Consider the following 19,781-nt stretch of genomic DNA (forward strand, 5'->3'; position numbering starts at 1 on the left):
TCAACAAGCCTGATTTTCTTTGCTTCCTGTATGTTCATAGCATGACATTTTTCATGAACTGATCACTTGTTATACACAGGACAAAGAACGGATTTATATCCAAGATAAGAAACACGATGGCATCAGATGGCATTAAAAGTAATCAAATGACATCAGTACGAGGTTAAGTATAAAAAATCCCAGTCGTATATCTTTGTATAACTGGGATTCATACCATTAAGAATATTTTCAGGCAATACTATAACTTTATATTTCTTGTTTCAAAAGCCTTGAATCCGCGATTGGTTATAAGTTTGGCATTGATTGGGATGGGATCCGGAAGCATATTGTATATTTGGTTAAAACCGTCTGCCATACCGTTTGGAGAGCATACAGGGGCACTACCCGCCGTCAAAACACACGTCTTGTTACTGAAACTTTCTATGAATGCTTTGATGCGTGGAGCATCAAACAATAAATGCAATGTGGCAAACAACTGCGTCCTCGCCTTTGACAATTTACTGCCTACTTTGCCATCGGACAACTCATGAATAATAAAATGGGCATTGCTTCCGGAACAGTCATACACAATGTAATCAGCACGTCCTAGGCCTTTCGTCCATTTCTCAAATTGATTTAAGTAATCCTCATAACGGATGAAACGCAGCTTGTAGACATGCTGCTCATCCCCGTTAAAATATGTGGCCGTACCTTCCCCTGCATTCCTTTTGATAGTGACAGTCGTTCCCTTTCCATCCACGATATCAAACACCTTATCTTCTATATCTTCTGTTATGACATTCGGCTCTGCGGTGTATTCGGCCAATGTACCACTTCTTTGTCGGTTGATAACCTCCACGAGGTCTTTCTTCATCAAAGATTCCATCAGCTTATCGTATTTTATTGTATTCGGAATAAATTTCCGTTATGGGATCAGACATGATGCGGGTATCTATCAGATGCTGCTCACCCTCAATATTGAGCGAAGTGGCATATCCGTCTGCTATTTCCAACACCTCTATCTCATGGAAATTCATTTGAGGCCCAAGAGCGGATTCTCCGGCCTCGGCACGTCGAATCAACAGATTTAGATAATTTACAATATATGGACTATGGGTAGCCATCATCAAATACATATTGTCTTTGTGTTCCATTAGGAAACAACGGCTAATCAAGAAATCTATCAACGACTTTTGGCTTTCAGGATATAAGCTCAGTTCCGGCTCCTCAATATGTATGAAGATATTGCTATGGGGAATCTCGCCCACATTCATGGTCGCATTGAAATGTTTCAGCCCATCCGTATCTGCCAGATAACGGAAAATGGATTTATTCATCCCGTCTACCGAATCATAACGCTTGGCATAATATTCCACAATGAGGGCAAGAGGACTGACAGTCTGAATACCCGAAGAAGCGTTTTCCAAGCCAATGGTATATTCGTCATCCCCATCCATACCTGAAATGACAAACCGTTCCTTGTTTTTCTCTTTTACCCGCTTCACTTCTATCCCCAAATAATCTATGGGAAAAGTTTCTATTTCTGATACGGCAGTCCGGAAGTCAGACAATGTCTCTTCAAAATAAGACTCGGTCTGTTCCACTCTGGTCTTTCCTGCAATGACATCCGCTATCTCATTCCGTTTGTCCGAAATGAAGCAGATCTTGTTCAATGACAACTTGTCTTGTGGAATAACCTTTCGAGGAGTGACCAATCCTTCCTTAGTATAAGATATCCTGCATCCGTCATTTTCATAATAGATTTCGGTATTCTCTTTGACATATTCATCAATACCTGAAAATTTCAATAAATCCTTCATGTTAAAAGTCAGATCTTTCAGGTCTTTAGCTTGTGAATGGCGCAAGTATGAGCGAAGATTAACGCGTTTGTATATCCAACGGAACAAGGAAAGCACTTTCATGACCGTGCTTTTCCCACTGCCGGATTCACCAACCAATACCATAAACGGCTTGATTTGTGCAATCTCTATCTCTTTAATAGGACCCAAATTGACAATTTTAATACTTTCGTCCATATGCTTTTTATTGTTAATGATAAGGATATGATTTATTGAATACTTATACAAAGATAACACATTTTTCTAGAATAAGTCCAATGGCCACCTCAATTCGTATAGATAAATTGCAAATTTCTTGGCTTGCATTATCACTATTTATGATATAACCCATATTAAAAGAAAAAAGTCACTAATATGTTACAGTGATTTTAGATGATTTTTACTTAACCTCATGAGCAAGACTAGTTGTAAAATATGTATCCTTTGGCAAGATACTTTAACGAGAAACTACTTTATAGGGGGCAGTAAGCCAATACAAAGACAACTTCTTGTTGAAAGGTGGCTCTTTACTTCGTGCCATGAATGAATTTAAACCCATCTTACAGTTTCTTAGACACTTTCCAAAAGCATTATCGGGCTTGAACAAAAAATATTCAATAAAAATCCTAATGATATTTGCAGAAATCGAACCTTTTACTTACCTTTGCACCGTCAAAGAGATAATGAATGTTGAATTGATAAAGAAAAGCGATGAATTTAGTGTAGGGCTAATTCAATGGCTTTTATAAAAGATAAAGTAACAAATGTGCAGTCACTCAAGGGATTAGAATAAACCGAAACAAAAGGTTCGATTCCTGGTGGCACCACTTTTCAAAAGCAATCGGAATGTAGCGCAGTTGGTAGCGCACTACGTTCGGGACGTAGGGGTCGGGCGTTCGAGTCGCCTCATTCCGACAGAAAAGACTTAACTCTTAGAAGTTAAGTCTTTTTTTGTTTTATACCTCCTCTCCTCCGGTTTCCCGACCATAAGAGCGATACTCCAATGGAGTGAACCCCGTACGTTTCTTAAACGAGGAGAAGAAATGCTCGGTAGACTTATAGTCGAGCATAAAAGAGATTTCTTTCACCGATAAAGAAGTACCCACCAGCAATTGCTTAGCCTTACGCAACTTTAGCTCTTGGAAATATTTTGCAGGAGCATAGCCGGTATAATCCTTAAATACTTTGCGAAACCAGGAATAACTGATATTCAACTTCATTGCCAGTTCTTCCGGGTCAACATCCTTGAATACATTCTCGTTCATGATGATTTTAGCCTGCTCTATTTTCTGATCGACATCACCCACTTCGAAAATCTTGTTTTTAGAGATGGACAATATCATCCCTATCATATGTAGCACAATACCGGCAAGATATTGCTGGGAAGAAATCTTATCAGCTTCCGCAATTTCCAAAGCGCGAGAGAAAAGTGAAACGAGCTCTTCATTCAACCCCACCCCCAACACTTGATTCTCTTTCGATAGAAAACCACCTTTCACCATATCATCAATCACAGCTCCCTCGAAACCAATATAATATTCATTCCAACCCGTCTGCACATAAGGATAATATGTATGCCACTGACCAGGAAACAGCACCATCAGTCGTCCTTTGCACACTTGCTTCTCTGGCGTGGTCTCCGAGGAGAACACCCCCCTCCCTTTAGTAATATAGACCAACTGGTACTCGCGCAGAATCCGTCCTTTCTGCGCATTGAAAAAATAACCGGTAGGATGATCCTTCAACGGATAAGGAGAATTAGGCTGGATAGACTGAAAGCCCACAGTATTTACCCAAAGACCATATTTCTGGTCCATGTCATTTACAATAAGGTACTTAAACTCTACTCCTAAATCATTATAATTTTTAGTCATAACACGTGCCTTCCATAATAGCTCCGGAACAAAAATAGAGATTATTTATGAAAAATCCCGTCCGCAGCGAATATTATTCATCACGGACGGGAATAGACATGTAACCTAAAATAGCGCTTGCCTTAAAAAGCTTTATGATACAGAGCTTCTATATCTTCCACAGATGTAGGTCTCGGATTGCCACCGGTGCAGACATCATTGAAAGCATCGATAGCCAATTGATGCAAATCCTCTTCCCTAACATTGATTTCACGCAACCGCTGTGGAATGCCAATACTTAAAGACAATTTCCGGACAGCAGCAATAGCAGCACATATACCTTCTTCCACGCTCATACCTTCCGTATTGACTCCCATCGCCTTCGCAATATGGACATATTTAGGAGCAGCCGGGGACGCTGCATTATACTCCATTACGTAAGGAAGAAGCAATGCGTTGGCCACCCCATGCGGAGTGTCATAATGGGCACCCAAAGGATGGGCCATGGAATGAACGATGCCCAGACCGACATTGCTGAACCCCATACCGGCAATGTATTGCGCTTGAGACATGGCCTCGCGGGCAACCGGATCGCTGCCATTGTCTACGGCAGCTTTCAAATGGACAGCAATCATTTCAATGGCTTTCAGTTCGAACATATCCGACATAGCCCATGCACCCGGCGTTATATAGCTTTCTATGGCATGAGTCAGTGCATCCATACCGGTTGCAGCAGTCAATCCTTTCGGCATGGAATACATCAGCTCCGGGTCAACAATAGCTACTGCCGGAATATCATTAGGGTCTACACAAACCATCTTTTTTTTGACCTCTTCGTCAATGATAACATAATTGATGGTCACCTCAGCAGCAGTTCCCGCCGTAGTAGGTAAAGCAAAAGTAGGGACAGCCTTTTGACGAGTATCCGCCACACCTTCCAGAGACTTCACATCTGCAAAATCCGGATTATTCACAACAATACCAATACCTTTTGCCGTATCAATGGAAGAGCCGCCACCCAAAGCCACGATAAAATCGGCACCGGATGCCTTGAAAGCAGCCACACCATTCTGTACATTGGTAATGGTAGGATTGGCCTTCACATCACTGAAGAGCTCATAAGGTATACTGTTCTTCTCGAAAACTTCAATCACTTTATCAGCCACCTTGAAACGGATCAAATCTCTGTCCGTTACAAAGAAAGCCTTTTTGAAACCTCTGCGGGCAGCCTCCACGGCAATCGTTTCGCGACAGCCGGCACCGAAATAAGAGGTCTCATTCAATATCATTCTATACATAATTACACACTATCTGTTAAAACAATTATTTGGGCAAATTAAACGCTACGGACATTTCCTTCATTTGAAGCTGGCTCATACCATCCGGTTCAAAACCCATATTTTTGGCAGCGATATAAATAAGGGCGGATTTATTGAGTACATCCACCTGGTCGAAAGCAGCCATCACATCCACATCCACAGCAAACACACCATGTTTCTCCCACATCACTACATCATAGTCATCCAGTTCGCGGATGGTAGCCTCAGCCAATTCTACCGAACTGGGAAGTTGATAAGGGATGATGCCCAAACCGCGGGGACAGAAAGCCTTTGTTTCCGGTATCATACTCCAAAGCAGGTTCGAAGCTACATCTTTTTCCAGAAACTTCTTGTTGTGAGTCATGGCTACCAGCTCAATAGGATGCGTATGCACCGAAGCTTTATAGGGAGAACCTTTCGCTATCAGATTGTTGTGTACACTAAGATGGGAAGGAAGTTCCGATGTAGGCTGTACAGACTGGTCGGCTATAATGACATAGCTGGCACAGTCATCCAAAATGCGGATGACCGAACCGTTCTCCATCGGCCAACGGGCCAAATCGCGCATACGCTTGTTGGTGCCTTTGCAATAAAAATAGCAGTCTTTCAAATAAGGTAAAGTAGCACCGATTGATTTCACCTCACTAATGGCGGGCATAGCCTTGATTTCATCGTCTACAAACTCAGTGATGTTGACCGTAATATTGCCCCCATTACGTTCTGCCCAACCTTTCTGCCAGAGATAACCAGCCACCTCAGCCACCTTATTAACTTCCGCAGCCAGCGCCGGACGATTTTCTAGAATTGATTTCATATATGCAGATATATTTTAGTTTTATATTCAAAGATAGGTATTTAAACTTACCCCAGCAACTGTGGCAGGAAAGAAGAAATTATCAAGACTGCCAAGCCTATGACAAGCACTGTAATTGTCTTGGGTGTACACCCTTTCCATTCCTTCAAAAGGATACCCCAAACATTGGAGAACGTTACGTTCAACGACATCAGGATGCACCACGAGAATGTGAGCAATACCGGAGAGGCAGCAAGGAATCCCTTACCCAAGCTAAGACCAAAGAACTGGCTGTACCACAACACACCGGCCAAAGCACAAAACAAGACATTGTTTACATAAAGGGATTTCTTGCCATAATCGCCCCAACTTTTGTTCCTGGAATTCTGATAGAAACAATAGACGGCATTCGTAATGAAACCACCCTGTGTCACCATCAATGTAGCAGGCAGTGTCTTGAATATATCCGCACTTTCAGCAAAACAGAGTTTCTCTCCAAAACCCAATCCTATACTGAAACACGCACTCATAAATCCGGCAAGAAGGGCTACAATAATACCTTTAGTAAAATTGAAATCCTTTACGGCCTTCTTCTTCTCTTCTTCGCTCAGGCTGGCAGACTTCATGCTACCGGCCAGACCGATAATGCCAATACCTACCAACGTGACCACTACACCAACAATAACCGATGTTGTCAAATCTCCTGCCTTACCAGTAAATACCGGAGTCAATATCGTTCCCAATCCGGCACAAGTACCCAAAGCGATAGACTGCCCAAGAGCTACGCCTAAATAGCGCATAGACAAACCAAACGTCAGTCCCCCCACTCCCCATAAAGCTCCGAAGAACATAGTCCAAAGCGTATCCGCAGGATTGTTTGCATAAATCTCGAACAGCGAATTGTCGGCAGGTACTGCCAGCAACGCGCCCAAGAACGGAAAAACCAGCCAAGCGAAAACACCTTGTACAATCCAATACGACTCCCAGCTCCACTCCTTGATGCGGTTAATGGGTACATAGCAACTGGATTGGCAGAATGCTCCGATGGCAATAATCAATAACCCTAATATTATTTCCATTTCTGTCAGTTACAAGGGTTTCCTATCCTCTTTTAGAGGTTACATTAACTTCATACTTCTCTATTTCAGCGATGAACTCCTCACCTACCGGAACATTGTTTTTCAGACAGAACATGTCCCAAACAGCGTTCCAAGGCAAAGCCTTAGCCTCTTCGAGCAGAGCAAGGCGCTGGAAACCTTGACCGGTGGCCTCATATTCGCGAAGCTTTGCCAATGGTTCTAGTAACGCACGCAACATGCATTTCTGCGCCGCACGGGTACCGATTACATAAGCACCGATACGGTTGATGGAAGCATCAAAATAATCAAGACCAATGTGTACACGGTCCAGTGCATCGCAACGGACAATTTCTTGGAAAAGTTCAAGAGTGGGGTCATCCATGATAGTTACATGGTCAGAATCCCAACGTACCGGACGGCTTACGTGGAGCATCAGCTCAGGGACAAAGAGCAACATGGAAGACACCTTGTCTGCAGCACTTTCCGTAGGATGGAAGTGCCCGGTATCAATGGTAATAAGTTTCTGATGCTGTACACTATAGCCCATACAGAATTCATTGGAGCCTACTGTATAACTCTCTAAACCTATGCCAAACACCTTCGATTCAAGGCAGTCCTTCATATGCTTGTATTCCGTAGCAAAAATACGGTCGAGAGAATCTTTGAAAAGCACACGATACTTCATACGGTTTACAGTGATATCCTTGCTACCATCATGCACCCAAAGATTCATGATGCAGGGATCTCCCTGGCGGCGCCCCATTTCTTCGGCAATGGCACGACAACGTTTAGTATGTTCGACCCAAAAGTCACGGATACCTTGGTCCGGATGAGCCAGAGAAAGATTACCGCTCTTCGGATGAGAGAAAGAAGTGGAATTAAAATCCAATTTTATACCATTCTCGGCTGCCCATTGCATCCAGCTTTCGAAATGTTTCACCTCTACCTGATCGCGATCTACGAAGGTACCGCCAAAGTCACCGTAAATCTCATGCAAATTCAAACGGTGCTTACCGGGGATATAAGAAGCAGCTTTCAAAATATCGGAACGCAGTTCTTCCATATTACGGGCTTTACCGGGATAGTTTCCTGTTGTCTGGATACCACCGGTCAATGAGCCGGCAGATTCGAATCCCTGAACATCATCGGCCTGCCAACAATGCATAGAGATAGACACTTTCTGAAGTTGCTCCATTACTTTTTCTACATCCAATCCGAGAGCTGCGTAACGCTCTTTAGCAATTTCATACGCTTTGTTTATCAATTCTTCTTTCATGATACGTGATTTGATTATGAGTTATAAATTATTGGTAATCATTATCCATTATAATTAGTCATCGTCAATTGCTTGAAGTGCAGGTAAGCGGTATTCCAATCCTCCATATCCTGCGGATAGAAAGTCTTTAATGGTATGGAACGGTTGATGAGCTGTCTCATGGAAGCAATGTCTCTAGCTGCTCCGGCAGCCAATGCCTGAACCATAACGTTACCGATAGCAGTAGCTTCGGAAGGTCCGGCAATCACGGGAATACCGACAGCATTGGCTGTCCACTGGTTAAGCAGTTCGTTACGGCTACCGCCACCGATAACATGTAAAGCCTCCACCGGACGTGGTGAAAGATTTCGCAGGCTATCCAGCACCTGACGGTATCTCAAAGCAAGACTCTCAAAGATACAGCGTACTATCTGTCCATGTGTCATGGGAATAGGCTGACGATAATCGGAACAATAGGTCTTGATGGCTTGCTCCATATTCGCCGGATTGGTAAACAAAGCATCATCCGGATTAATTAGACTACGGAATGGTTCACAAGTACCAGCCTCAACGATGAGTTCGGAATAAGGGATTTCCCCCCATTCGGTACGGCAACGTTCAAGCAGCCACATACCACAAATATTTTTTAACAAACGAATGGTTCCTTCCACACCGCCTTCATTCGTAAAATTCAAGGATTCTGTTTCAGCAGTAATGACTGGAGCATCCGTCTCCACTCCCATCAGAGACCAAGTACCACTACTTAGATAAGCAAAATTACGGTCCATGGCAGGTACGGCAGCAACAGCAGAAGCCGTATCATGCCCGGCAACAGCTATCACGGGGACAGCGCCAAGTCCGGTTATTCGTTGTACTTCCTCCGTCAAGCCCCCTATTTTTTCACCAGGATAGACAAAACGCCCGAAATGAGCTTGTGTCAGTCCAATCTCCTGCAGCAAGGCATCCTCCAGCCTGCAGGTATTGGCATTTACCAACTGTGCCGTACTGGCAATAGTATACTCCGTTACCATCTGACCGGTCAACATATAGCTCAAAGCATCAGGCATAAACAGCAATTTATCTGCAGCTGCCAATGCACTGTCATGATTACGGCGTAATGTATCAAGTTGGAACAAGGAGTTGAAATTCATCACCTGAATCCCCGTCCATCCATACACATGGCTACGAGGTATACGTGTGAAGAACGCTTCCGGAGCACCCACCGTATGAGGGTCACGATAGGAATACGGCTGGCGAAGAAATCCCCCATCCTTACCTACACAGACAAAATCTACTCCCCAAGTGTCGATACCGATGGAAGTTATTTCTACACCTTTACGGGCGGCAATCCTTAGCCCTTCAATAATATGACGGTAAAGTTCATAAATATCCCAGTAAAAATGTCTGCCAGCTTCAATCAGATGATTTGGGAAACGGTTTACTTCTTCCATTTCCAAACCATTCGAAGTAAAAGTTCCCAGAATTGTGCGACCACTGGTAGCCCCCAAGTCGACCGCAAAAAAGCATTGTTTCATGGTAATTAGTTTTAGTTGCTATTCAACGATACAAAAATAGGAGATTATCCCCCTACTTTTTGTACAGTTTTTGATTGAAAGGGTGTCAGATTTGGCAATTGCATATCTATTCTATATTATATCAACATTTATCAAATGCATACAGAAACAATCCCCAATAACGTGAAAGAACAGATAAACAAGGCTGCTACAAAGAGAACAAGAACAACATATATAATATACCTATGTATAAAAAGAATAAAAAAACTCTCCTTTTTGCATATTCTTTCCAAAATAATCCCTAATTTTGCGCCACTCTTAGAATAATTATACAGAAAATGAAGAAAAAAGCCAATCGGTTAGACGCCATCAAGATGATTATCTCAAGCAAAGACGTCAGTTCTCAGGAAGAACTGTTGCAAGCTTTGAGCAAGGAAGGCTTTGAACTGACACAAGCCACCTTGTCACGCGACTTGAAACAGCTGAAAGTAGCGAAAGCAGCGAACATGAACGGTAAATACGTATATGTGCTGCCCAACAACATCATGTATAAACGTTCGAACGACCAGAGTGCAAGTGAGATGTTGATGACAAGCGGATTCGTTTCACTTCAATTTTCGGGCAATATTGCCGTCATCCGTACCCGGCCCGGATATGCCAGCAGCATGGCCTACGACATCGACAACCGGGAGTGTCCCGCCATTCTGGGTACCATTGCCGGAGATGACACCATCATGCTGGTGGTGCACGAAGCGGCGTCACATGACGAGGTACGCAGCTTCCTATCGCAAATCATCCCGAACATTAAATGATAGATAACAACAAAAAATAAGAAATTAAATAAGAAATGGATTCGAAACAAATTGATGTGATGGTGGCTGACGCCTCACATGAAGTTTACGTGGACAAGATTTTGGATACCATCCGGGAAGCTGCCAAGGTACGCGGAACGGGCATCGCAGAACGCACACACGAATACGTAGCTACTAAGATGAAAGAAGGAAAGGCCATCATAGCCTTGTGTGGAGACGATTTTGCCGGTTTCACCTACATAGAGAGCTGGGGCAACAAGCAATATGTAGCAACCTCCGGTCTGATAGTACACCCCAAATACCGGGGACTGGGACTGGCAAAACGTATCAAGACCGCCTCTTTCCGCCTGGCACGCCTACGTTGGCCCAATGCCAAAGTTTTCAGTCTCACCAGTGGAGCTGCCGTCATGAAAATGAATACCGAGCTAGGATATGTGCCCGTCACCTTCAACGAACTAACCGATGACGAATCCTTCTGGAAAGGTTGCGAAGGCTGTATCAACCATGATATATTGGTAGCCAAGAACCGTAAATTCTGCATCTGCACAGCAATGCTTTACGACCCGAAGCTGCACGAAGAAGATAAAATATAAAAATATAAGGATATGGAAAAGAAGAAAAAAGTGGTAGTCGCATTCAGCGGCGGTTTGGATACCTCATTCACGGTCATGTATCTTGCCAAAGAAAAAGGATACGAAGTATATGCAGCTTGTGCCAATACTGGCGGTTTCAGCCCCGAACAGTTGAAGACTAACGAGGAGAATGCCTACAAGCTGGGTGCCAAAGAATACGTCACCATTGACGTGACGCAAGAGTACTACGAAAAAAGCCTAAGATACATGGTATTCGGAAACGTACTGCGTAACGGTACCTACCCCATCTCCGTAAGTTCCGAACGTATCTTCCAGGCACTGGCCATTGCACGCTATGCCAACGAAATCGGCGCCGATGCCATCGCTCATGGTTCTACGGGTGCGGGTAACGACCAGATTCGCTTCGACATGACTTTCCTCGTCATGGCTCCGGGCGTGGAAATCATTACGCTGACACGCGACATGGCACTGAGCCGTCAGGAAGAGATTGACTACCTGAACCAACACGGTTTTGCCGCCGACTTCACCAAACTGAAATACTCCTATAACGTGGGTCTGTGGGGCACCTCCATCTGTGGTGGTGAGATTCTGGATTCTGCACAAGGATTGCCCGAAAGCGCCTACCTGAAACACTGCACCAAAGAGGGCAGCGAACAGTTGCGCCTCACTTTTGAGAAGGGGGAACTAAAAGCCGTGAACGACGAGACATTCGACGATCCCATCAAAGCCATCCAGAAAGTGGAAGAGATCGGTGCAGCATACGGCATCGGCCGCGACATGCACGTAGGCGACACGATTATCGGTATCAAAGGCCGTGTAGGCTTCGAAGCTGCCGCACCCATGCTGATTATCGGCGCACACAAGTTCCTGGAGAAATATACCTTGAGCAAATGGCAGCAATACTGGAAGGACCAGGTAGCCAACTGGTACGGCATGTTCCTGCACGAAAGCCAATATCTGGAACCGGTAATGCGCGACATCGAAGCCATGCTGGAATCCTCGCAACGCAACGTAAACGGTACGGCTATCCTCGAGCTTCACCCACTCTGCTTCTCTACCGTAGGTGTAGAAAGCAAGGACGACCTTGTGAAAAACAAGTTCGGCGAATACGGCGAAATGCAGAAAGGCTGGACGGCAGAAGATGCCAAGGGCTTCATCAAAGTAACCTCCACGGCACTGCGTGCATATTATTCAAATCACAAAGACGAGAAAATCTAAATGACGGACAAGAAACGGAAACTGACACGTCCCCGAACCGGAAGAATGCTTTCCGGTGTATGTGCAGGACTGGCAAACTTTTTCGGACTTGACGTATCTTTAGTACGCATCGTTTATACGTTCGCTACCGTCTTTACTGCTTTTGCAGGTGTAATTATATACATTATATTATTGATTATCATACCAGAAGAATCCAATAGATATTATCGAAATGATTAAAGTAGGAATCATCGGCGGAGCCGGATACACGGCAGGCGAACTGATACGTTTGCTGCTCAACCATCCGGAAGCGGAAATCGTTTTCATAAACAGCTCAAGCAACGCCGGCAACAAAATTACCGACGTACACGAAGGACTGTACGGCGAAACAGACTTGGTATTTACCGACCAGCTCCCGCTGGAAGAAATCGACGTACTCTTTTTCTGTACGGCACATGGCGACACGAGAAAATTCCTCGAAAGCCACAACGTGCCCGAGGAGTTGAGAATCATCGACCTCTCCATGGACTACCGCATAGCCTCTCCTGACCACGACTTCATTTACGGCTTGCCGGAACTGAACCGCCGCGCCACCTGCAAGGCAAAGCATGTAGCCAATCCGGGCTGCTTTGCCACCTGCATACAATTGGGGCTGCTGCCGCTCGCCAAGCACCTAATGCTGAATGATGACATCATGGTGAATGCCATCACCGGAAGTACGGGTGCCGGAGTGAAACCGGGTGCCACGAGCCACTTCAGCTGGCGCAACAACAACATGAGTGTTTACAAAGCTTTCGAGCACCAGCACGTGCCCGAAATCAAGCAATCACTCCGCCAGCTGCAAAACAGTTTCGATGCAGAAATAGATTTTATCCCCTACCGGGGTGACTTCCCGCGCGGTATCTTCACTACCATCGTAGTAAAGACCAAAGTGGCTCTGGAAGAAATCATCCGTATGTACGAAGAATACTACGCCAAAGATTCCTTTACATTTGTCGTGGAAAAGAACATTGACCTGAAACAAGTGGTGAATACCAATAAATGCCTCATCCACCTGGAGAAGCACGGTGACAAGCTGCTTATCATTTCCTGCATCGACAACCTCCTGAAAGGTGCCAGCGGACAAGCAGTCCACAACATGAATTTAATGTTTAACCTGGAAGAGACCGTAGGATTACGGTTGAAACCTTCTGCATTCTAAAAAAAATGAATTTATTCGACGTATACCCTCTCTTTGACATCAACATCGTCAAAGGAAAAGGCTGCCATGTATGGGACGAGAACGGTACCGAATACCTCGACCTCTACGGTGGCCATGCAGTCATCTCAATCGGACATGCACATCCACATTATGTAGAGATGGTGAGTAACCAAGTTGCTACGTTAGGATTCTACTCAAACTCAGTAATTAACAAGCTGCAACAGCAAGTGGCAGAACGCTTGGGAAAAGTCTGTGGCTATGACGACTACTCATTCTTCCTCATCAACAGCGGTGCCGAAGCCAATGAAAACGCCTTGAAACTCGCCTCCTTCTACAATGGCCGTACCCGTGTGATATCCTTCTCAAAAGCATTCCACGGACGTACCTCACTGGCGGTGGAAGTAACGAACAATCCTAAAATCATCGCTCCCATCAACAACTGCGGGCACGTCACCTACCTCCCGTTGAACGACATCGAAGCCATGAAGGCCGAATTGTCCAAAGGAGATGTCTGCGCAGTGATTATCGAAGGCATACAAGGTGTAGGCGGCATCCAACTGCCGACAGACGAATTCATGCAGGCTCTCCGCCAGCCTTGTACGGAACACAACACGGTCTTGATTCTCGATGAAATCCAAAGCGGCTACGGACGCAGCGGCAAGTTCTTCGCCCATCAGTACAACGGCATCAAAGCCGACATCATCACCGTGGCAAAAGGCATCGGCAATGGTTTCCCGATGGCAGGCGTACTCATCAGCCCAATGTTTACACCAGTATACGGGCAACTTGGAACCACTTTCGGTGGAAACCACCTAGCTTGCAGTGCCGCCCTTGCCGTGCTGGATGTGATAGAGCAGGAAAACCTGATAGAGAATGCAGCCCAAGTCGGCAACTTCCTGATAACGGAACTAAAGAAATTCCCTCAAATCAAGGACGTTCGCGGACGCGGACTCATGATAGGGCTGGAATTTGAAGAACCCATCAAGGAACTGCGCCTAAGACTACTGAAAGAGCAGCATGTATTCACCGGTGTAAGCGGTACGAATGTACTTCGCCTGCTGCCGCCTCTGTGCCTCGGCATGGATGAAGCAAAGGAATTCTTGGAACGCTTCAAGAAAGTACTTTAATATTTGACACAAATAATCAGCCAGCAAAAGAAACGACCGAAAAGCAGAATACCTTTCTCTCTCGGTCGTTTTTTGTAGAAAATTTATCTACCTTTGCCAGCAAAACAACTCTTTTAACAACAAAAAGATATGAAAACAGCAATTATCGGTGCAGGAAATATGGGGGGAGCCATTGCCCGAGGGCTGGCAAAAGGAACAATCATCCCTGCCGGTAACATCATTGTCTCCAACCCCACCCAGGGCAAGCTGGACAAGCTGAAGGCAGAATTCCCCGCATTGCAAGTGACCAATGACAACCAGGAAGCGGCAGCCGGTGCAGATATGATAATCTTTGCCGTGAAGCCATGGCTGATGGAGCCAGTGATAAAGGAACTGGAACTAAAAGGCACAGAGATTCTTATATCCGTTGCAGCCGGCATTCCTTTTGAAGAGCTGACACACTATGTAGCAGACAAAGAAATGACCATGTTCCGTCTTATTCCCAATACCGCCATCAGCGAGATGGAAAGCATGACACTCATCGCCAGCCGCAATGCCACCAAGGAGCAGGAGCAACTGATGCTGGACATTTTCAACCAGATGGGACTCGCCATGCTCATTCCCGAAGAAAAGATTGCGGCAACCACTGCCATGACTTCCTGCGGCATCGCCTACGTGCTTAAGTATATCCAGGCAGCCATGCAGGCCGGCGTTGAAATGGGTATCTATCCCAAAGACGGCATGCGCATGGTGGCACAATCTGTGAAAGGGGCAGCCGAGCTGATTCTGAACAACGACACGCACCCCAGTGTTGAGATTGACAAGGTGTGTACCCCCGGAGGAATTACCATCAAGGGAATCAACGAGCTGGAACATGAAGGATTCACCTCCACTGTGATTAAAGCCATCAAAGCGAGTAAATGATATTTAATGTGCTAATGTAACGATGTCCCGATATGCCTATGAGCTACGGTATAATTAAACATTGTGCAGCCTATTGGCACATTGCCACACTTTAATAACAACCCATTAAAAAAATATAATTATGGACGAACAAATCAGACAAATAGCCGAACGCCTGCGCGGACTGCGTGACGTATTGGAACTGACTGCCGACGATATCGCCCGCGACTGCGACATCTCTGCAGAAGAGTACCGTCTGGCCGAAACCGGAGAATTCGACATCTCGGTCAGCATGCTGCAGAAGATAGCACGGCACTACGGCATATCACTGGACGCACTGATGTTTGGGCAAGAGCCCAAAATGAGCTCCTACTTCCTGACACGTGCCGGAAAAGGAACCAGTATAGAACGTACCAAGGCATATAAATACCAATCGCTGGCAGCCGGTTTCATCAACCGCACGGCAGACCCGTTCATTGTGACCGTAGAACCGAAACCGGACAGCGAGCCGATACATTACAACAGCCATACCGGTCAGGAGTTCAACCTCGTACTGGAAGGCCGTATGATGGTCAGCATCGACGGCAAAGACTTAATCTTAAACGAAGGAGACAGTCTATACTTCAACTCCAAACTGCCGCACGGCATGAAGGCGCTTGACGGAAAGACTGTAAAATTCCTGGCAGTAATTATGTAATAAAGTTATGGTAGAAAGATTTTTATCTCAAACATCCTTCACCTCACAGGAGGACTTCATCAAGAACCTGAAGATAAACGTACCGGAGAATTTCAACTTCGGCTACGACGTAGTGGATGCCTGGGCCGCCGAGCAACCCGACAAACCCGCACTGTTGTGGACCAATGACCAGGGCGAATGCCGGCAGTTTACCTTTGCCGACATGAAACGGTACACAGACATGACGGCTTCCTATTTCCAAAGCCTCGGCATCGGCCACGGAGACATGGTGATGCTGATACTGAAGCGCCGTTACGAATTCTGGTTCAGCATTGTGGCACTACACAAACTCGGTGCAGTGGTGATTCCCGCCACCCACCTGCTGACGAAGAAAGACATCGTATACCGTTGCAACGCCGCAGACATCAAGATGATAGTCTGCGCCGGCGAAAGCGTCATCACCGACCATATCACGGCAGCCATGCCGGAGTCTCCTTCTGTGAAACGCCTCGTAAGCGTCGGGCCGGAAGTTCCCGAAGGATTCGAAGACTTTCACAAAGGTATCGAGGCTGCCGCTCCTTTCGTGAAACCTGAACATCCGAATACGAACGATGACATCTCCCTGATGTACTTCACCAGCGGCACTACCGGAGAGCCCAAAATGGTGGCCCACGACTTCACCTATCCGTTGGGACACATCGTCACCGGCAGCTTCTGGCACAACCTGAAAGAGAGCAGCCTACACCTCACCATTGCCGACACCGGTTGGGGAAAAGCCGTGTGGGGCAAGCTCTACGGACAATGGATTGCCGGCGCCAACGTATTTGTATACGACCACGAGAAATTCACTCCCGCAGCCATACTGGAGAAGATACAAGATTATCACGTCACGTCGCTTTGTGCGCCGCCCACCATCTTCCGATTCCTCATCCACGAAGACCTCACGAAGTACGACCTATCCAGTCTGGAATACTGCACCATCGCCGGAGAAGCATTGAACCCCGCCGTATTCGAGACCTTCAAGAAGTTGACGGGCATCAAGCTGATGGAGGGATTCGGACAGACCGAAACGACCCTTACCGTTGCCACCATGCCGTGGATGGAACCGAAACCCGGCAGCATGGGATTGCCCAATCCGCAATACGACGTAGACCTGATAGACCACGAAGGACGTTCCGTGGAAGCCGGTGAGCAGGGACAGATTGTAATCCGTACCGACAAAGGCAAACCGCTGGGATTGTTCAAGGAATACTACCGCGATGCCAACCGTACCCACGAGGCATGGAACAACGGCATTTACTACACGGGAGACGTAGCCTGGAAGGACGAAGACGGCTACCTCTGGTTCGTGGGCCGCGCCGACGACGTTATCAAAAGTAGCGGTTACCGCATCGGCCCGTTCGAAGTGGAAAGTGCATTGATGACCCACCCAGCCGTAGTGGAATGTGCCATTACCGGTGTGCCCGATGAAATCCGCGGTCAAGTGGTAAAAGCTACGATTGTGTTGGCAAAAGAGTACAAGGCACGCACCGGAGAAGAGCTTGTCAAGGAGTTGCAGAACCATGTGAAGAAAGTGACGGCTCCCTACAAATACCCGCGTGTCATCGAATTTGTTGATGAGCTCCCCAAAACCATCAGCGGGACAATCCGCCGTGTGGAAATCCGGGAGAACGACCGAGGAAATAATACTCGCCACCCAGCATCTGAATCATAAGACAACATCCGGGTGAAAGAATAAGGAGGGGATAAAACCGAAGTCGGCCATTCTATTGACGATTTCCGTTTTACCCCCTCTTTTTACAAATAGTTGTCTCATTGTGAATACCAAAAGGAGAAAAAAACTATATTTGCACGAAATTAAACTTCACTTGGAACATTTATAAACAAGAAAGACCGACACGGCATATGAAAAATAGAACGCAGATATGGAAAATACTGGCTTTCTTAGGAGCGATACTTTTCTTGTCTGATACAATATACGCCCAACAATGGACATCCGATAGTCATTCGGAATACAAACGGGATACACTCCCTTTCTCACAGCGCTTCATCCACAGATTAGGCGTAGAAGGGCGTGCTGGCTATATTTTTCAGACCAGCCCTTTTCTGGAGTACTCCAACCACCAATACAAGGCCATGAAAAATGCCTATGCCGGCCATCTGAAATACTCCTTCCAGCTCCGTCCCCACACCGTTGCCGACCAGGCTTATATAGGAGCCTATCAAGGGATTGGAGTCGGCTATTTCAACTTCGGCAATCCGGAAGAGCTGGGCAACCCGCTGGCGGTCTATCTGTTTCAAGGGGGACGCATCGCCCAATTCAGCCCCCGCATATCCTTGAACTATGAATGGAACTTCGGCGCATCGTTCGGCTGGAAACCCTACGATGAATATGACAACCCGGAGAACCAGATTATCGGCTCGAAAGTGAATGCCTATCTCAATGTGAACCTCTACTTAAAGTGGGCACTCTCCCCCAAGTTCGACCTGATGATAGGAACTACCGGAAGCCACTTTTCCAACGGAAACACCCAATATCCCAACTCCGGTCTGAACACGGTGGACTGTAAAGTGGGGCTGGTATATAACTTTAACCGCAGAGCGGATGAACTCGCCCAGTCATGGCAACACCCTATCGTTCCTCCATTCCCCCGCCACGTCAGCTACGACCTGACTTTGTTCGGCTCCTGGCGAAAGAAAGCAGTGGCCCATGAGGGCAGTAGTGGCCAGGTACCCGCACCCGGCACTTACAACGTGTTCGGTTTCAGCTTTGCACCCATGTACAACTTCGGCTATAAATTCCGCGCCGGTGTGGCGTTGGACGGCGTATACGACCACAGTGCGAACATGAAAGAATCGTACGAAGAAGAGAACGGCTTCTATACTCCGCCCGCCAAGAAGCAGATGGCATTGGGCTTATCCGCCCGCGGAGAATTTGTCATGCCTTACTTCACGGTAGGTATCGGTCTGGGAGCCAATGTTCTGCACGGCGGCGGCGACATGAAGTCTTTCTATCAGATTCTTGCCCTGAAAATAGACGTAACACGCAATTCGTATCTCCATATAGGATATAACCTCCGGGAATTTCATGAGCCCAATTATCTGATGTTGGGTATCGGCTATCGGTTCAATAACAAACGCCCCAAGCTGTTCTGAACAATAAAGAGGAGGCTATTTATATAGATTCTTTTATTTCATCTGCAAGCACATATTACCAAGTGCCACGCGCATATCATCTACTATAGTATTATAGTTAGTTTGTTAGTTCACAGAGATGAACACTTTGTTCAAGTATAGAGAAACAGTTTGTTCCAATAAGGAAAAACAGTCTGTTTTCATATGATGAAACGAAATGTTCTGTTAAGGGAAACAAAGTGTTCGCCATAATGAAACAACTTGTTCTATTAAGGGAAACACTTTGTTCGCTATAGGGAAACGGTCTTTCATATCAAGAGCTTATAAAGAAAAAGCTCTGCAAATCAATGATTCACAGAGCTTAATCGAGTACTCGAAGCGGGACTTGAACCCGCACAGCCGCAATGGCCAAAGGATTTTAAGTCCTTCGTGTCTACCATTCCACCATTCGAGCATCCTAAAAAAGGGAAAGGAGAGCGGAAAACGAGACTCGAACTCGCGACCCTAACCTTGGCAAGGTTATGCTCT

At 46.0% G+C, this 19,781-nt stretch carries 18 protein-coding genes and 2 tRNA genes; 11 read left to right on the forward strand and 9 right to left on the reverse strand.

Going from position 1 to position 19,781, the window contains the following annotated elements; translation table 11 throughout:
* Nucleotides 1–238: 238 nt before the first annotated feature.
* Both ABUA47_RS14700 and ABUA47_RS14705 read right to left on the reverse strand, forming a co-directional pair.
* Nucleotides 239–865 carry a hypothetical protein gene (locus tag ABUA47_RS14700; protein ID WP_100262773.1) on the reverse strand — a complete coding sequence of 209 codons (627 nt, stop codon included), beginning with the start codon at nucleotides 863–865 and terminating at the stop codon, nucleotides 239–241.
* A 4-nt stretch (nucleotides 866–869) separates the two neighbouring features.
* Nucleotides 870–2,015: an AAA family ATPase gene (locus tag ABUA47_RS14705; protein ID WP_135036081.1), complete on the reverse strand. Its 1,146-nt coding sequence runs from the start codon at nucleotides 2,013–2,015 to the stop codon at nucleotides 870–872.
* A 644-nt stretch (nucleotides 2,016–2,659) separates the two neighbouring features.
* Here ABUA47_RS14705 and ABUA47_RS14710 point away from each other — a divergent pair.
* Nucleotides 2,660–2,732 (forward strand) — tRNA-Pro (locus tag ABUA47_RS14710).
* A 41-nt stretch (nucleotides 2,733–2,773) separates the two neighbouring features.
* Here the strand turns inward: ABUA47_RS14710 and ABUA47_RS14715 are convergent.
* The 6 genes from ABUA47_RS14715 to ABUA47_RS14740 all read right to left on the reverse strand — a co-directional run bounded on the left by ABUA47_RS14715 (nucleotide 2,774) and on the right by ABUA47_RS14740 (nucleotide 9,651).
* Nucleotides 2,774–3,691: an AraC family transcriptional regulator gene (locus tag ABUA47_RS14715; protein ID WP_035449831.1), complete on the reverse strand. Its 918-nt coding sequence runs from the start codon at nucleotides 3,689–3,691 to the stop codon at nucleotides 2,774–2,776.
* Between the two features lie 122 nt (nucleotides 3,692–3,813).
* Nucleotides 3,814–4,968, reverse strand: a complete 1,155-nt coding sequence (gene fucO, locus ABUA47_RS14720) for a lactaldehyde reductase (protein ID WP_008662885.1) — start codon at nucleotides 4,966–4,968, stop codon at nucleotides 3,814–3,816.
* A 25-nt stretch (nucleotides 4,969–4,993) separates the two neighbouring features.
* Nucleotides 4,994–5,803, reverse strand: coding sequence for a rhamnulose-1-phosphate aldolase (gene rhaD, locus ABUA47_RS14725; protein ID WP_005825102.1), 810 nt, complete (start codon nucleotides 5,801–5,803; stop codon nucleotides 4,994–4,996).
* 47 nt (nucleotides 5,804–5,850) lie between these two features.
* Nucleotides 5,851–6,861, reverse strand: a complete 1,011-nt coding sequence (locus ABUA47_RS14730) for an L-rhamnose/proton symporter RhaT (protein ID WP_005834781.1) — start codon at nucleotides 6,859–6,861, stop codon at nucleotides 5,851–5,853.
* A gap of 22 nt (nucleotides 6,862–6,883) precedes the next feature.
* On the reverse strand, nucleotides 6,884–8,137 hold the full coding sequence (locus tag ABUA47_RS14735) for an L-rhamnose isomerase (RefSeq protein WP_005834780.1): 1,254 nt from the start codon (nucleotides 8,135–8,137) through the stop codon (nucleotides 6,884–6,886).
* A 41-nt stretch (nucleotides 8,138–8,178) separates the two neighbouring features.
* Nucleotides 8,179–9,651, reverse strand: a complete 1,473-nt coding sequence (locus tag ABUA47_RS14740) for a rhamnulokinase (RefSeq protein WP_005825109.1) — start codon at nucleotides 9,649–9,651, stop codon at nucleotides 8,179–8,181.
* A 317-nt stretch (nucleotides 9,652–9,968) separates the two neighbouring features.
* On the opposite strand from ABUA47_RS14740, the gene argR reads away from it, so the two are divergent.
* The 10 genes from argR (at nucleotide 9,969) to ABUA47_RS14790 (ending at nucleotide 19,274) form a co-directional block, all read left to right on the forward strand.
* Complete coding sequence (argR, locus tag ABUA47_RS14745) at nucleotides 9,969–10,442, forward strand: arginine repressor (RefSeq protein ID WP_005825113.1); 474 nt, start codon at nucleotides 9,969–9,971, stop codon at nucleotides 10,440–10,442.
* 35 nt (nucleotides 10,443–10,477) lie between these two features.
* Nucleotides 10,478–11,035, forward strand: coding sequence for a GNAT family N-acetyltransferase (locus tag ABUA47_RS14750; RefSeq protein ID WP_005825115.1), 558 nt, complete (start codon nucleotides 10,478–10,480; stop codon nucleotides 11,033–11,035).
* A 12-nt stretch (nucleotides 11,036–11,047) separates the two neighbouring features.
* Nucleotides 11,048–12,253, forward strand: a complete 1,206-nt coding sequence (locus ABUA47_RS14755; protein ID WP_035449833.1) for an argininosuccinate synthase — start codon at nucleotides 11,048–11,050, stop codon at nucleotides 12,251–12,253.
* Nucleotides 12,254–12,472, forward strand: coding sequence for a PspC domain-containing protein (locus ABUA47_RS14760; protein ID WP_035449836.1), 219 nt, complete (start codon nucleotides 12,254–12,256; stop codon nucleotides 12,470–12,472). It abuts the gene before it with no gap.
* Nucleotides 12,465–13,433, forward strand: a complete 969-nt coding sequence (gene argC / locus ABUA47_RS14765) for an N-acetyl-gamma-glutamyl-phosphate reductase (protein ID WP_005834778.1) — start codon at nucleotides 12,465–12,467, stop codon at nucleotides 13,431–13,433. The genes ABUA47_RS14760 and argC overlap by 8 nt, the downstream gene beginning before the upstream one ends.
* Nucleotides 13,434–13,438: 5 nt before the next feature.
* Entirely contained in the window at nucleotides 13,439–14,560 is a 1,122-nt protein-coding gene (locus ABUA47_RS14770; protein WP_035449843.1) for an aspartate aminotransferase family protein, read from the forward strand.
* A gap of 129 nt (nucleotides 14,561–14,689) precedes the next feature.
* Nucleotides 14,690–15,463: a pyrroline-5-carboxylate reductase gene (gene proC / locus ABUA47_RS14775; protein ID WP_005834777.1), complete on the forward strand. Its 774-nt coding sequence runs from the start codon at nucleotides 14,690–14,692 to the stop codon at nucleotides 15,461–15,463.
* 121 nt (nucleotides 15,464–15,584) lie between these two features.
* Nucleotides 15,585–16,139 carry a helix-turn-helix domain-containing protein gene (locus ABUA47_RS14780; protein WP_005825132.1) on the forward strand — a complete coding sequence of 185 codons (555 nt, stop codon included), beginning with the start codon at nucleotides 15,585–15,587 and terminating at the stop codon, nucleotides 16,137–16,139.
* A gap of 7 nt (nucleotides 16,140–16,146) precedes the next feature.
* Nucleotides 16,147–17,832 carry an AMP-binding protein gene (locus tag ABUA47_RS14785; RefSeq protein ID WP_349831728.1) on the forward strand — a complete coding sequence of 562 codons (1,686 nt, stop codon included), beginning with the start codon at nucleotides 16,147–16,149 and terminating at the stop codon, nucleotides 17,830–17,832.
* A 191-nt stretch (nucleotides 17,833–18,023) separates the two neighbouring features.
* Entirely contained in the window at nucleotides 18,024–19,274 is a 1,251-nt protein-coding gene (locus tag ABUA47_RS14790) for an acyloxyacyl hydrolase (protein ID WP_117945500.1), read from the forward strand.
* Nucleotides 19,275–19,623: 349 nt separating this feature from the next.
* Here the strand turns inward: ABUA47_RS14790 and ABUA47_RS14795 are convergent.
* Nucleotides 19,624–19,707: transfer RNA gene (locus ABUA47_RS14795), tRNA-Leu, on the reverse strand.
* Nucleotides 19,708–19,781 lie beyond the last annotated feature (74 nt).

This window comes from Bacteroides sp. RTP31139st1_H2_RTP31139_211217 (assembly GCF_040227615.1).
Taxonomy (GTDB): Bacteria; Bacteroidota; Bacteroidia; order Bacteroidales; family Bacteroidaceae; genus Bacteroides; species Bacteroides uniformis.

Coding starts and splice junctions, on each gene's coding strand:
- ABUA47_RS14700 (WP_100262773.1), bottom strand. CDS start 865: ATGGAATCTTTGATGAAGAAAGACCTCGTGGAGGTTATCAACCGACAA.
- ABUA47_RS14705 (WP_135036081.1), bottom strand. CDS start 2,015: ATGGACGAAAGTATTAAAATTGTCAATTTGGGTCCTATTAAAGAGATA.
- ABUA47_RS14715 (WP_035449831.1), bottom strand. CDS start 3,691: ATGACTAAAAATTATAATGATTTAGGAGTAGAGTTTAAGTACCTTATT.
- fucO (WP_008662885.1), bottom strand. CDS start 4,968: ATGTATAGAATGATATTGAATGAGACCTCTTATTTCGGTGCCGGCTGT.
- rhaD (WP_005825102.1), bottom strand. CDS start 5,803: ATGAAATCAATTCTAGAAAATCGTCCGGCGCTGGCTGCGGAAGTTAAT.
- ABUA47_RS14730 (WP_005834781.1), bottom strand. CDS start 6,861: ATGGAAATAATATTAGGGTTATTGATTATTGCCATCGGAGCATTCTGC.
- ABUA47_RS14735 (WP_005834780.1), bottom strand. CDS start 8,137: ATGAAAGAAGAATTGATAAACAAAGCGTATGAAATTGCTAAAGAGCGT.
- ABUA47_RS14740 (WP_005825109.1), bottom strand. CDS start 9,651: ATGAAACAATGCTTTTTTGCGGTCGACTTGGGGGCTACCAGTGGTCGC.
- argR (WP_005825113.1), top strand. CDS start 9,969: ATGAAGAAAAAAGCCAATCGGTTAGACGCCATCAAGATGATTATCTCA.
- ABUA47_RS14750 (WP_005825115.1), top strand. CDS start 10,478: ATGGATTCGAAACAAATTGATGTGATGGTGGCTGACGCCTCACATGAA.
- ABUA47_RS14755 (WP_035449833.1), top strand. CDS start 11,048: ATGGAAAAGAAGAAAAAAGTGGTAGTCGCATTCAGCGGCGGTTTGGAT.
- ABUA47_RS14760 (WP_035449836.1), top strand. CDS start 12,254: ATGACGGACAAGAAACGGAAACTGACACGTCCCCGAACCGGAAGAATG.
- argC (WP_005834778.1), top strand. CDS start 12,465: ATGATTAAAGTAGGAATCATCGGCGGAGCCGGATACACGGCAGGCGAA.
- ABUA47_RS14770 (WP_035449843.1), top strand. CDS start 13,439: ATGAATTTATTCGACGTATACCCTCTCTTTGACATCAACATCGTCAAA.
- proC (WP_005834777.1), top strand. CDS start 14,690: ATGAAAACAGCAATTATCGGTGCAGGAAATATGGGGGGAGCCATTGCC.
- ABUA47_RS14780 (WP_005825132.1), top strand. CDS start 15,585: ATGGACGAACAAATCAGACAAATAGCCGAACGCCTGCGCGGACTGCGT.
- ABUA47_RS14785 (WP_349831728.1), top strand. CDS start 16,147: ATGGTAGAAAGATTTTTATCTCAAACATCCTTCACCTCACAGGAGGAC.
- ABUA47_RS14790 (WP_117945500.1), top strand. CDS start 18,024: ATGAAAAATAGAACGCAGATATGGAAAATACTGGCTTTCTTAGGAGCG.